General features: G+C 60.4%; 11 protein-coding genes. 1 reads left to right on the top strand and 10 read right to left on the bottom strand.

Annotated features, from left to right (window positions below; all coding sequences use genetic code 11):
- Positions 1 to 7: 7 nt before the first annotated feature.
- The 5 genes from AC1DNW_RS16665 to AC1DNW_RS16645 all read right to left on the bottom strand — a co-directional run bounded on the left by AC1DNW_RS16665 (position 8) and on the right by AC1DNW_RS16645 (position 6,980).
- On the bottom strand, positions 8 to 2,473 hold the full coding sequence (locus AC1DNW_RS16665) for a beta-mannosidase (RefSeq protein ID WP_477853665.1): 2,466 nt from the start codon (positions 2,471 to 2,473) through the stop codon (positions 8 to 10).
- Positions 2,474 to 2,598: 125 nt separating this feature from the next.
- Positions 2,599 to 3,690 (bottom strand): ABC transporter ATP-binding protein, encoded by a 1,092-nt coding sequence (locus AC1DNW_RS16660; RefSeq protein WP_477853663.1) that lies wholly within the window; start codon positions 3,688 to 3,690, stop codon positions 2,599 to 2,601.
- Positions 3,691 to 3,694: 4 nt separating this feature from the next.
- Complete coding sequence (locus AC1DNW_RS16655) at positions 3,695 to 4,627, bottom strand: carbohydrate ABC transporter permease (protein ID WP_113311177.1); 933 nt, start codon at positions 4,625 to 4,627, stop codon at positions 3,695 to 3,697.
- 4 nt (positions 4,628 to 4,631) lie between these two features.
- Complete coding sequence (locus AC1DNW_RS16650) at positions 4,632 to 5,537, bottom strand: carbohydrate ABC transporter permease (protein ID WP_113299333.1); 906 nt, start codon at positions 5,535 to 5,537, stop codon at positions 4,632 to 4,634.
- A 207-nt stretch (positions 5,538 to 5,744) separates the two neighbouring features.
- Positions 5,745 to 6,980: an ABC transporter substrate-binding protein gene (locus AC1DNW_RS16645; RefSeq protein ID WP_477853661.1), complete on the bottom strand. Its 1,236-nt coding sequence runs from the start codon at positions 6,978 to 6,980 to the stop codon at positions 5,745 to 5,747.
- A 455-nt stretch (positions 6,981 to 7,435) separates the two neighbouring features.
- Here AC1DNW_RS16645 and AC1DNW_RS16640 point away from each other — a divergent pair, with 455 nt between their 5' ends.
- Positions 7,436 to 8,476, top strand: coding sequence for a LacI family transcriptional regulator (locus tag AC1DNW_RS16640; protein WP_113299335.1), 1,041 nt, complete (start codon positions 7,436 to 7,438; stop codon positions 8,474 to 8,476).
- A gap of 39 nt (positions 8,477 to 8,515) precedes the next feature.
- Here AC1DNW_RS16640 and AC1DNW_RS16635 read toward each other — a convergent pair whose 3' ends face one another.
- From AC1DNW_RS16635 to gndA, 5 genes are all read right to left on the bottom strand, one after another.
- Positions 8,516 to 9,052, bottom strand: coding sequence for a GNAT family N-acetyltransferase (locus AC1DNW_RS16635; RefSeq protein ID WP_113311111.1), 537 nt, complete (start codon positions 9,050 to 9,052; stop codon positions 8,516 to 8,518).
- A 98-nt stretch (positions 9,053 to 9,150) separates the two neighbouring features.
- Positions 9,151 to 9,690 (bottom strand): orotate phosphoribosyltransferase, encoded by a 540-nt coding sequence (gene pyrE, locus AC1DNW_RS16630; RefSeq protein WP_477853659.1) that lies wholly within the window; start codon positions 9,688 to 9,690, stop codon positions 9,151 to 9,153.
- 109 nt (positions 9,691 to 9,799) lie between these two features.
- The gene (locus AC1DNW_RS16625) at positions 9,800 to 10,501 is read right to left on the bottom strand and encodes a lysozyme inhibitor LprI family protein (protein WP_113311112.1); all 702 of its coding nucleotides are present in this window, start codon (positions 10,499 to 10,501) and stop codon (positions 9,800 to 9,802) included.
- 169 nt (positions 10,502 to 10,670) lie between these two features.
- The gene (locus AC1DNW_RS16620) at positions 10,671 to 11,069 is read right to left on the bottom strand and encodes a VOC family protein (RefSeq protein WP_113299339.1); all 399 of its coding nucleotides are present in this window, start codon (positions 11,067 to 11,069) and stop codon (positions 10,671 to 10,673) included.
- Between the two features lie 94 nt (positions 11,070 to 11,163).
- Positions 11,164 to 12,594: an NADP-dependent phosphogluconate dehydrogenase gene (gene gndA, locus AC1DNW_RS16615; protein ID WP_477853657.1), complete on the bottom strand. Its 1,431-nt coding sequence runs from the start codon at positions 12,592 to 12,594 to the stop codon at positions 11,164 to 11,166.
- Between the last annotated feature and the right edge of the window lie 101 nt (positions 12,595 to 12,695).

The following is a 12,695-nucleotide window of genomic DNA, read 5'->3' as shown; positions in this document are numbered from 1 at the left end:
CGTAAGATCAATCTGCCGACTGGCAGGAATGCAGGTCATAGAAGCGGAATTCCGGCAGTTCGCCCTTTTCGAGCGGCTTGGCCGGGGTAAAGGTGATGCGGCGGCTTTCGCCGGCCGCAAGGTCGAAGGCATTGTCGGAATATTTGCCATCGGTGTCAGTCTCGATCATCACGAAGAGCGCCAGGCCATTGGCGGTGACGTCAAGGTCGATCGAGCCGTTCTCCTCGACGAATTCGCGGATGACGGAAAGACCCGCCGGCTCCAGTTCCAGCGCCTTGTAGGTGCCGTTGACATGATGCCCCTCGCCGCCCATGCCGTTGGACGCGGTGAAGCGCCAGGCGAGCAGCGTGCCCTCGGGGATCTCGGACATGTCGAGCGTCGCGGCAGTGCAGGCCGCATCGGGCGCGCACATGGCCTGCACATTCCTAAGGTTCTTGCGCTCGCCCTTCATCGTCAGGATCGAGATCGACAGATCGACGCTGACATCGGCAAGCGTGTCGTTGACCAGCGAGAAGCGGATCGACTTGCCGTCGTCAGAGGGGATTGCCGCCACTGCCACCGGCTGGAAGAAGCGCTTGACGAGATAGTGCATCGCCTTCCAGCGGCCGCCGTAATCGAGGCTCGACCAGGAAGCGACCGGCCAGGTGTCGTTGAGCTGCCAGTAGATCGTGCCCATGCAATGGGGCTTCAGCGAGCGCCAGTATTCCACCGCCGTCTTGATCGCCAGACCCTGCTGGATCTGGCTGAGATAAACGAAATTCGGGAAATCCTTGGGGAAGCGGAAGTAGCGGAACATCGTGCCGGCAATGCGCTCGTTGCCGCCGGCATTCTTCTGATGCAGCTCCATGACGGGCGACGCCACGTTCATGTCCTTGGCATCAGCATAGGTCTTGATGACAGGCAGCGACGTATAGGACTGGAAGCCGAATTCCGAGCAGAAGCGCGGCCGCACCGAGCGGTAATTATCGAACGACTTGTTCTCGTGCCAGACCGACCAGTAATGCATGTCGCCGGAACCATCGGCATGCCAGGCATCGCCGAAATCGAGATAACCGGAAGCCGGGCTCGACGGCCACCAGAGGGCGCCGGGCATCGCCTTCTTCACCGCCTGTTCGATCGTGCGGTTCAGGCGATCGTAGGAGACGAGATAGCGGTCACGATCCCTACGGGACTCCTCGAACCAGGTGAGCGCGCCGACGAGCTCGTTGTCGCCGCACCAGAGTGCGATCGAAGCATGCGAGGAGAGCCGGCGGACCTGGTAATCCACTTCGACCGCGACATTCTCGAGGAAATCCTCGGTCGAGGGATAGAGGTTGCAGGCAAACATGAAGTCCTGCCAGACCATCAGGCCGAGCCGGTCGCAGATGTCATAGAACCAGTCGTGCTCGTAGAAGCCGCCGCCCCAGACACGGATCATGTTCATGTTGGCGGCCTTGGCCGAGACCAGCAGGTCCTCGGTCTTCTCCTCAGAGGACAGCGAGAAAAGCGCATCGGCCGGGATCCAGTTGGCGCCGCGGCAGAAGATTTCACGGCCATTGACCTTGAAGGCGAAACGGCTGCCGGCGGCATCAGGCGTGGTGATGAGCTCGATGGTGCGAAGGCCGATCTGCTTCGTCACACTCTCCGAGGGCAGTTCGACCGAAAGCGTGTAGAGCGCCTGCTCGCCGCTGCCGGACGGCCACCAGAGGCGCGGATTGTCGATCTGGAAGACATGGTTGACGTGGGTCTCACCGGCATTGACGCCGACATCGAGCCGCACGCGCTCGCCGTCGAGATCGAAATAGATCTGAGCGATGCCCGGATCCCTGGCAAACAGCGACGCCGTGACCTGCAGCTCGACGGAGCCATCGGCATTATGCGTCTGGCGCGTCAGCACATGCTCGATGCGCGCCGTCTCCAGCTTCTTCAGTGCGATCGTGCCGTAAAGGCCGAGCGGAGCAATGGCGATATTCCAGTCCCAGCCGAAATGGCACTGCGGCTTGCGCAGCATGTTGCCGTCAGGAATCGGCGAGTTGCCCGTGCTATAGGGAATGTAAAAGGGCTGCTGCTTCTGCCGCGCAGCACCGACAGCGACGTTGGAGGCAAAAACGATGCGGATCGTGTTTTCGCCCTTCTTCAGCATGCTGGAAACATCCGGCCGGTAGCGCCGGAAGCTGTTATCGGCCTCGAGCGCCAGGAAGCCGTTGACATGAACGCTTGCGACCGTGTCGAGATAGTCGATGTCGAGATACCAGTCGCCCTCGGCATCAGGAAGCGTGAAGCTGCGCTCGACCACCCATTCGCGCTGGGCAACCCACTGCACCTTCTCCTCGTTGCGGCCGAAATAGGGATCGGGGATCAGCCCCGCGCTGTGAAGCGCCGTGTGTACGTCACCCGGCAGCGTGATGACGCTGCGGATCTGGCCATCGGCGGAGGCAAGCTGCCACGAACCCGAAAGCTCGATGTTGAAACCGTTCTTCGGCAAGGATGTCATAGTCTTATCCTGATCGGGCCGCTCCTGGGAATGCCGGACAAGCCGGACCGCGGCCGAATTTGGCTGGCCTGACGGCCGATTGGAGGACCGGGCGGCGCCGTTTTCGGCACCGCCCGCAGAACTTTCTAGAGGCGCAACTCGCTTTCGGCATCGAAGACCGAGGCGAGCGACATGTCGAAGCTGAGCTTGACCTTGCTGCCGACGCTGAAGCGGCGCGCACCGTTGATGCGTACCGACATCGTGTGACCGGCATGTTTCAGCCACAGAAGATTGTCCGCGCCCATCGGTTCCTCGATATCGACGGTGGCGTCATGCTCTTCGCCACCGGCATTCTCGTTGACCTTGATGTGTTCGGGGCGAACGCCGAGCACCACCTTGCGGCCCGGCTGCAGCTTCTCGTACCCATCATAAGCGGCAAGCGAGAAATTCACGCCGTTGGCGGTAAAGGCGATACCGTCGCCTKATTTGACCAGTTCGCCGCGCAGGAAGTTCATCGACGGCGAGCCGATGAAGCCGGCAACGAAGAGATTGCGCGGCCTGTTGTAGATCGTCGTCGGATCGTCGAGCTGCTGGATAATACCGCTCTTCATGATGGCGATACGGTCGGCGAGCGTCAGTGCCTCGATCTGGTCGTGCGTGACGTAGATCATGGTATTCTTGAGCGACTGGTGCAGGCGCTTGATTTCGACGCGCAGTTCCGATCGCAGCTTGGCGTCGAGGTTCGACAGCGGCTCGTCGAAGAGGAAGACGTYGACATCGCGCACCAGGGCACGACCGATCGCCACACGCTGACGCTGACCACCGGAAAGCTCAGCCGGCTTGCGCTTTAGAAGCGGCTGGATCTGCAGGATCTCGGAGGCACGCGCCACCCGCTTGTCGATCTCGACCTGCGGCACCTTGGCGACGCGAAGGCCGAAGGAGAGGTTCTTTTCAACGGTCATCTGCGGATAAAGCGCATAGGACTGGAAGACCATGCCGATGCCGCGGTCCTTCGGCTCTTCCCAGGTGACATTTTTGCCMTTGATGAAGATCTGCCCTTCCGAGGCGTCGAGCAACCCGGCGATGCAGTTCAGCAAGGTCGACTTGCCGCAGCCGGACGAGCCGAGCAGCACCAGGAATTCGCCGTCGTTGATGTCGAGGTTCAGATCCTTGAGCACGCTGACCGCACCGAAGTTCAGCGACAGGTCCTTGATGGAAACACTTGCATTCATGTTCATGGGATCAACCCTTCACTGCGCCAGCGGCGATGCCACGGACGAAAAGCCGTCCCGACACGAAATAGACGACGAGCGGTACAAGTCCCGTGAGGATCGTTGCCGCCATGTTGACGTTGTATTCCTTCACTCCCTGGACGGAATTGACGATGTTGTTGAGCTGCACGGTCATTGGATAGGTATCCGGCCGGGTGAAGACCACGCCGAACAGGAAGTCGTTCCAGATGCCGGTCACCTGCAGGATCATCGCGACGACGAAGATCGGCAGCGACATCGGCAACATGATCTGCAGGAAGATCTGCCAGAAGCCCGCCCCGTCGACGCGCGCCGCCTTGAAGAGTTCCTCCGGCAGAGACACGAAGTAGTTGCGGAAGAGCAGTGTCAGGATCGGCATGCCGAAGATCGAATGCACGATGACGAGCCCCGTGAGCGACCCGTAGATGCCGATTTCGCGCAGGATGATGACGATCGGATAGATCATCACCTGATAGGGAATGAAGGCGCCGATGATGAGAACAGAGAAGAAGAATTCCGATCCCTTGAAGCGCCAGTTCGCCAGCGCATAGCCATTGACCGAGGCGATCGCGATGGAGACGATGACCGAGGGAACGGTGATGCGGACCGAGTTCCAGAAACCGCGCGAAAGACCGTCGCAGTTGAGGCCGGTGCAGGCCGTCGCCCAGGCCTTGACCCAGGGTTCGAAGGTGATTTCTATCGGCGGCGCAAAGATGTTGCCGAGCCGGATCTCCGGCATCCCCTTTAGCGAGGTGACGACCATCACGTAAAGCGGGATCATGTAATAGACCGCGGCCACGAAAAGCGTGCCGTAGACAATGATGTTGCGGCCCGAAACGACCGGCCGCGGCTTTGGTCCGGCCGAGCCGGAAACCGCCTTCTTCTCGAAGGGAATGCCGCCGCCATCGACGGCCTTGAGAGCGATCTTGTCAGCCACGTTTGCGCCCTCCGCCAAATTCCAGATATGCCCAGGGAATGACGATGATTGCCACTGTCAGCAGCATCATGGTCGAAGCTGCAAAGCCCTGACCGAGATTCTGCGCCTGGAACATGTAGTCGTAGACGTATTTTGCCGGCACTTCCGACGATATGCCCGGACCGCCGCTGGTCTGGGCGACGACGAGATCGTAGACCTTGACGATGCCGCTGGCGATGATGACGAGCGTGGTGATGAAGACCGGCCGCATCATCGGAATGATGATGAAGAAATAGGTCCGCCACATGGGAATGCCGTCGACACGGGAAGCCTTCCAGATATCCTCGTCGATGCCGCGAAGCCCTGCGAGCATCAGGCACATCACGAGGCCGGTGCCCTGCCAGAGGGCGGCGATCAGCACGCCGTAGATGACGATTTCAGACGTATAGAGCGGATCGAAACTGAAGCTCGTCCATCCCAGTGACCGCACGACCGCCTGGACACCGAATTCCGGATTGAGGATCCACTGCCACACCAGACCGGTAACGATGAAGGATAGCGCGAAAGGATAGAGGAAGATCGTGCGGAACGTGTTCTCGAAACGGATCTTCTGATCCATGAGAGCCGCCAGCATGAAACCGATGACCAGGCTGAAGATCAGCGACAGAATGCCGTAGATCGCCAGGTTCTCGATGGACACGACCCAGCGCGGGGCAGCCCAGAGACGCTGATATTGCTCTATGCCGACGAAGTTCAATCGCGGCAGGAGCTTGGAATTGGTGAAGGAATAAAACACCGTCCAGATCGTGCCACCGAGAAAGATGACCATGGCGGTGAGGATCATGGGAATAGAGGCAATCTTCGAATTCAGATTGCGAAACAATTTAAACGGTCGGCCTGCTTTCGCTTGACCTGTCATTGAGTTCCTCCTGAAGCATAGTCGCTTCGGTGACCGGGGCTCCATCCGAAGACGACCGCCCTTCCCGTCTCTGCCGCAACCGCCATGCGGTCTTGGCGCGACCGCAGCCGGTGTGACGTGCCGTCGCCGCAGGGGATCAGAGATCCGGCGGCGCGATCCGGCCCTGCAACACGCAGGACCGGACCTGATGGGCTTGAGGACCGAGGATCAGTCGGCGGCGGCGATGATGTCGGCGAAGCGCTTCTGCGCTGCGTCGGGCGTCATCGTGGTATTGGCGAAGAACTCGGCGAAGAGGTCTTCGATCTGCTTTKTCGTATCGGGCGATACGAGCTGATCGGAGCTTGTGACGATATTGCCCTTGGCGAGAATATCGAGACCCTTCTTCATGCAGTCGTTGGCGGCCGAGATATCGACGTCGCCGCGAACCGGCRGCGAGCCCTTCTTCAGATTGAAGGCAACCTGGGTCTTCGGATCGAGAAGTGTGGCGGCAAGCACATCCTGAGCCTTCGCCTTCTCGGCATCCTTCTGGAGCGGGAAGTAGAAGGCGTCGCCGCTGGTCGAGATGATCTCATTCACGCCGAGGCCAGGAAGGCAGGTATAGTCCTTGCCGGCAACCTGCTTGGCAACCTGGAATTCGCCCTGCGCCCAGTCACCCATGATCTGGCCGCCGGCCTTGCCGGTGATGACGAGGTTGGTGGCCTGGTTCCAGTCCTGCACGTTGCTGCCCTTGGACATGCGCCGTGCATCGTCGGCAGCCTTGAAGACCTTGGCGATCTCGGGGCCGGCAGCCAGTGTGGCATCCTTGTCCTTGAAGACCTTCAGGTAGTTGTCCTTGCCGCCGATAGCGATCATCAGAACGTTGAAGGCGCCGCTTGCCTGCCAGCCCTGACCGCCGACCGCAAGAGGAACGATCCCGGCCTTTTCCAGGGCCGGAGCGGCAGCGACGAATTCATCCCAGTTCTTCGGAACCGCAACGCCGGCCTTCTGGAAGGCGGCATTCGACAGCCACAGCCACTGCCAGGAATGGATGTTGACGGGTGCGCAATAGATCTTGCCGTCGATCGTGCAGGAATCGAGCAGGGTCGACGGACGGATGATTTCCTTCCACTTGCCTGCGGTCGCCACATCGGTCAGGTCCTTCATGAGGCCGGCCTGGACGAGTTCCTCGGCCTGACGGCCGTGGTTGAACTGGGTGGCACCCATCGGGTCGCCGCCGGTGATGCGGCTGATCATGATCGGACGTGCGGTGCTGCCGGAACCGGCGATTGCGCCGTCCACCCAGTGGTTACCGGTGGCATCGAAAGCCTTTGCCAGCTCCGCCACAGCGGCAGCTTCACCGCCCGAAGTCCACCAATGGGTGACTTCGAGATCGGTCGCATTGGCGGCGCCGAACGGAATGGCTACGGTAGCGGCAAGCACGGCCGCCATCATACGGATTTTCATGAGTTCTCCTCCCTCACTGAAACGTTGCCGGAAAAACTTAGAGCAATCGATTTATCCGCGCAACCGCCCGCTCGTAAAATTTTCTGTGACTGACGTTATTACAGCTTATAAGAGCATTCTTCGGTTCCGCCATTGCGCTATGAGAAGAGCGTAAGCAAGCGGTTTCGCAAGTGCGGCATGTCGATATATATCTGATTTTGCTATTTAATTTTTAATTAATCTGACAATTTCGGCTTTTCACCATTTCGCGGTCGCAAAAAAACACGGGACGAACAGCGGATTCAACCAGAGAGAACCACTCCGCAACGTTGATCAGAAAAAGGGCTCGACATTTCTACTGTATCGTTACAGATTGCCCTACTCAGGGAGGAGAGCTTTTTGAGCGGCGGCATACTTACAGTGCGCCAAAAAGCCTCTATAAGGCGAAGCAAATCGCGTGAGGCGGGCCTAGAGGGATGGAAAACAACGGAAATTTCGGCGGAGCGGCATCCGGTTCCGTTCAGCGTGAGCGCCCGACACTGAAGACGATCGCCTTCATGACGGGCCTCGGCGTGACGACCGTGTCGCGGGCGCTGAAAGATGCACCGGATATTGGCGCTGAAACGAAGGAACGGGTGCGTATGGTTGCCCGTCAACTCGGTTACCAGCCGAACAGGGCCGGCGTGCGCCTGAGAACCGGCAAGACGAACGTCATTGCCCTCGTGCTCAGCATCGACGAGGAGATCATGGGCTTTTCCAGCCAGATGGTCTTCGGCATTTCCGAGGTGCTGACCGGCACGCCATACCATATCGTCGTCACCCCGCATTCGCACAGCAAGGATCCCATGCTGCCGGTGCGCTATATCCTCGATACCGGCTCCGCAGATGGTGTCATCATTTCGCGCGTCGAGCCTGACGATCCGCGCGTGCGCCTGCTGGCCGAAAGCGGCATGCCCTTTACCACCCACGGCCGCACGGATGGCGGCCTCGCGCATCCCTATCACGATTTCGACAACGAGGCTTACGCCCATCAGTCCGTGCAGAAGCTCGTCCAGCGCGGCCGCAAGCGCATCGCCCTGCTGCAGCCGCCGAGCAAGCTTACCTATTATACCCATACCCGCATCGGCTTTCAGACTGGTCTGCATGACTACGGCGCCGAGGAAGTGCCGCTGCGTGTCAACATCGATGCCCCGCTCGCCGAAATCCGTGACGCCGTGGAGCAGCTGATGCTTTCGCCCGGCGCGCCCGACGGTATCGTCTCGTCGGCCGGCAGCGCCACCATCGCCGTCAACGCCGGCATCGAAGCCGCCGGCAAACGCCTCGGCCACGACGTCGACCTCGTCTCCAAACAATCCGCCCCGATCCTCAACTGGATCCGCCCGGAGATCATCACCGCCTACGAAGACGTCCGCCACGCCGGCCGCGAGATGGCGAAACAGGTGATCGCGCGGATCGATGGCGTGGATGCGGAGCTGCTACAGAGCATCAGCAAGCCGGAATGGCCGGCAGGGCGGTAGGAGCTTTCCTGCGGGATAGCATCCACGAGAAGCACCAGTCTATGCCTGCGCCGGAAAATCCGTCTCCAGCAACCCCATCATCATGTCGTCGTGCCACACACCGTTCACAAAGGCGGCTTCCCGCTCCCTGCCTTCGATCGTGAAGCCGCATTTCTCATAGGCCCGGATCGCCCGCGTGTTGTAGGCAAGTACCCTTATCCCGATCCGGTGCAGCCGCAACTCCGTGAAAGCATGGTGCAGGACGAGGCAAATAGCCTCGCTCCCCAGCCCTTTTCCCAGCAATTGCGGATCGTAGATGCCGATTGCCATCAAGGCGCGGCGATCGATGACATTGAGCCTGTCCAGCCGGATATCGCCGATCAGCCGGCCTTGAAAGGCGATGATCCAGGCATTCGGATGATCGATGAGATTTTGAACCCAGCGAATGGCTCCATCCCTGGTCAGCGGCTTCACATCGTCCTGGCCAATGCCGAACATCTCGACAATCTCTGCAGGGTTTCCGAGAGACAGGCGGGCATCGACGTCACCGAAAGACGCCGGCCGCAGCTCGATATTCCGACCGTTCAAACGCACCATGCTCGCTGCCAACAACCCGGACTGTTTTACCATCAGGCAGTTTAGAGCCTATCGCAACGACCGCAACTGACACATGGCGGAACCGGGAAACACATTGTCTACCGCGCATTCTCCAGATCCGCCCGCGTAAACACCGGAAACACCGCAAGCCCCGGCACTCCTTCGATCCGCGCTGCACCCTCGCCGCGCCAGATCGCGCAGACGAYACCAAGCACCTCCGCCTTCTCGCCGATCGCCATCCGCCAAGCGTCCGCCACCGCCCCGCCGGTGCTGATCACATCCTCGATGAAGGTCACGCGGCGGCCTGTCACATCCTGGCCCTCGATCGCCCGGCAGGTGCCGTAGGTCTTGGCCTCCTTGCGGATGAAGGCGGCGGGCAGGCCTGTCTCCAGCGAGATCGCGGTCGCGAGCGGAACGCCGCCGAGTTCCAGCCCGGCGATGATATCGGTATCCGCAGGCAGAAGGGCGGCCATTGCCTGCGCCAACGGCTTCAGGAGGGCCGGCGTGCCTTCGAAGCGGTATTTGTCGAAATAGCGGTGCGACACCTGGCCGGAACGGAGCACGAATTCGCCCTCCAGCGTGGCGATGTCAGCGATTTGCCGGGMCAGCGCCGCATGGTCGATGGATGCCTTGATCATTTTACCTCCTGCCAAAATAAGTCCACACGGCGCTTGCTCGCCGTCAGCCATTAGATCCTGGCCCTGCCCTTCCAGAATCGGCGGCGCGCTACGAGATACGGAAACCCGTTCAGCCCCCGCACTTGTGCTGCGCATCGGGCAGTATCCAGCTTTCCTTCGTCCTGCCATTGGTGACGAGGAAAAGCCGGCCACCCTCATCCGGCTCGCAGTCGCGATCAATCTCGACCAGGCATAGGGCGACGGGATCGCCGGGCTTTGAGCGGATCAGCATCTCCTCGCGGCTATACGAGACCTGGTAGCCGTCATTGGCATAATCGATGCCCGTGCCATTGCCAAAATCCTCATCGGTCGCGGGTGCGTCGCCACTCTCGACGCGCGGATGCACCGCCAGGATCGTGGTTGCAGCGCATTGCCCGGCCTTTGTCGGGATGTCCGAAGTCCCGGGCTGCTTGCCGCCCGTCAGCGACTTCGCGGAGATGCCCCGCATGAAGCTGCTTTTGTCCGGCGAGATTTTCCAGAGAATGGCGAGATAGGCACTGAGGATACAGGCCCGGTCGCTACCGCAATCATGCCGGTCGGCCAGGAAATTACGGGCCGCGTGGACGACATCATCCTCATCGGGAGCTGTCTTCCGTGCCGCGCCATAGCCGGCATTGAAGACATCGTCGAGGTGGGAAAGCTGAGTATCGCCGCAGACGATCTTTTCGTCGGCGCTGGCTGCCTTGGCGCAATCGAAGCCCGCGGCTTCTGCTGATGCGGTGAAGAGGATGCCGAGGCAGAAGGCGATGAGGAAGGTGGAAATGGATCGCATGATGGTCCCTCGGTCCGGCAGGTCGGCCTCAACCTAAATGCGGCGGCGAGCTTGTGTGAGTGTTGTGCAGCGTCGTTCGAATGTCTGGCGGGGTATTCCACATCACAACGTGAACTGAGGCATACCGGATATACGTCCGCTCAACGCTATTCCAATCGGCCCGCCAGCCTCATTCCACCTGATTGAAAACCGCCTCGATACGATACCCATCGGGATCGATGACAAAGGCAGCAAAGTAATTCGGCCCGTAATGCTGTCTTAGCCCCGGCGCACCGTTATCGACGCCACCCTGGGAAAGCGCTGCGGCATGAAAATCAATGATCGACTGCCGATCCGGCGCGGCAAAGGCCAGATGGAAGCCCGCACCCGGCGCACCCTGCCCCGCCTCGATCGATTTGATCGCCAGCTTATCGCCGCCGCCGGGCACACCATAGCCGACGGCCTGTCCGGCCTCACCGGGGCGCAGATCCTCCCAGACGCGGATATAGCCAAGCGCGCCGAGGGCGGCATCATAGAACCGCGCGGCTCGTTCGATATCGGCCACCCCGAAAGATGCATGGTGGAGCATAATATGGACCTCCCGATTGCAATCACCCGCTTCGCGGCAGGATAACAAAAAGCCCGGCGCAATGGCCGGGCTTTCAACTCTATTTTCGCAAACCTCAGAAGGTCGATGCACCGCTGCCCCAGGGGCCGTGGTGGAAATCCTTGCCGTCGAGGCGGTCGAAGCCGTGGGCGCCGAAGAAGTCGCGCTGCGCCTGGATCAGGTTGGCAGTGCCGCGGCCCTGGCGGTAGGCGTCGAAATAGCTGAGCGCCGAGACCAGCGCCGGAACCGGCAGGCCGGCGGCCAATGCTGCGGTCACGACGCGACGAAGCGCCGGGATCGATTCCTTGACCATGGCCGAGAAGGCCGGCGTGACGATGAGGTTTGCCGCGTCAGGCGCATCGGTAAACGCCTTGGTGATCTCGTCGAGGAACTGCGAACGGATGATGCAGCCGGCGCGCCAGATACGGGCAATCGTCGGCATCGGCAGCGACCAGTTGAACTCCTTGGAAGCTTCCGCCATGACGGCAAAGCCCTGCGCATAGGCGCCGATCTTGCCGGCAAACAGCGCCAGTTCCAGATCCTTGTTGAAATCAGGACCGTAGGCGATCGGGAAGGCCGCGCCGAGATCGCCGAAGATCTTTTCAGCAGCGACGCGCTGGTCCTTCATCGACGACAGGCTGCGGGCGGCAACGGCAGCTTCGATACCGGTTGCCGGAATGCCCATGTTCTGCGCTTCGATTGCCGACCACTTGCCGCTACCCTTCTGGCCGGCCTTGTCGAGGATCATGTCGACCATCGGCGTCTTGGAGATCGGGTCCTGCGCGGCCAGAACCTTCTCGGAGATTTCGATGAGGTAGGAGTTCAGACGGCCCTTGTTCCACTCGCCGAAGATGCCGGAGATTTCCGACGCGCTCTTGCCGAGGCCGTCGCGCAGGATGCCGTAGATTTCGGCAATCATCTGCATGTCGGCATATTCGATACCGTTATGGATCGTCTTGACGAAATGGCCGGCGCCGTCATTGCCGAGCCAGGCAACGCACGGATCGCCGTCGTACTTGGCGGCAATCGAGGTCAGCACCTTTTCGACACGCTTCCAGGACTCTTCCTTGCCGCCGACCATGATCGACGGGCCGTGGCGGGCACCTTCCTCACCACCGGAAACACCCATGCCGATAAAGGTCAGGCCGGTATCCTTGAGGCGGTCGAAGCGGGCGACGGTGTCGCGGAAGTTGGCGTTGCCGGCATCGATCATGATGTCGTTCTTTTCCAGATGCGGGCGCAGTGCCTCCATCTGCTGGTCGACCGGCTCGCCGGCCTTGATCATGATGATGATCGGACGCGGCGGGCGGATTGCATCGACGAACTCCTCGATCGTCTTGCAGGGAATGATCTGCTTCTTCAGATCACCAGCGCTCTCGTAGAACTCATCCGTTTTTTCAGGGGTGCGGTTGAAGACCGCGATCTTGTTGCCCTTTTCTGCAATGTTGAGCGCCAGGTTGGACCCCATGACGGCAAGGCCGATCAGTCCGATTTCTGCCTTTTCCACGACAAACCTCCGATGAGTGAAATGGTGCGATGTTGTGGCACTCTCTCGCCCAAACGGCAAGGTCGAAGACCGCGATTCGGATCGAAAAAAGGCTGTCGGAA

It is taken from the genome of Rhizobium sp. 05L429 (genome assembly GCF_056397645.1).
Note: the sequence above shows the minus strand (reverse complement) of the source record. Positions and strands in the feature narration are given on the sequence as shown.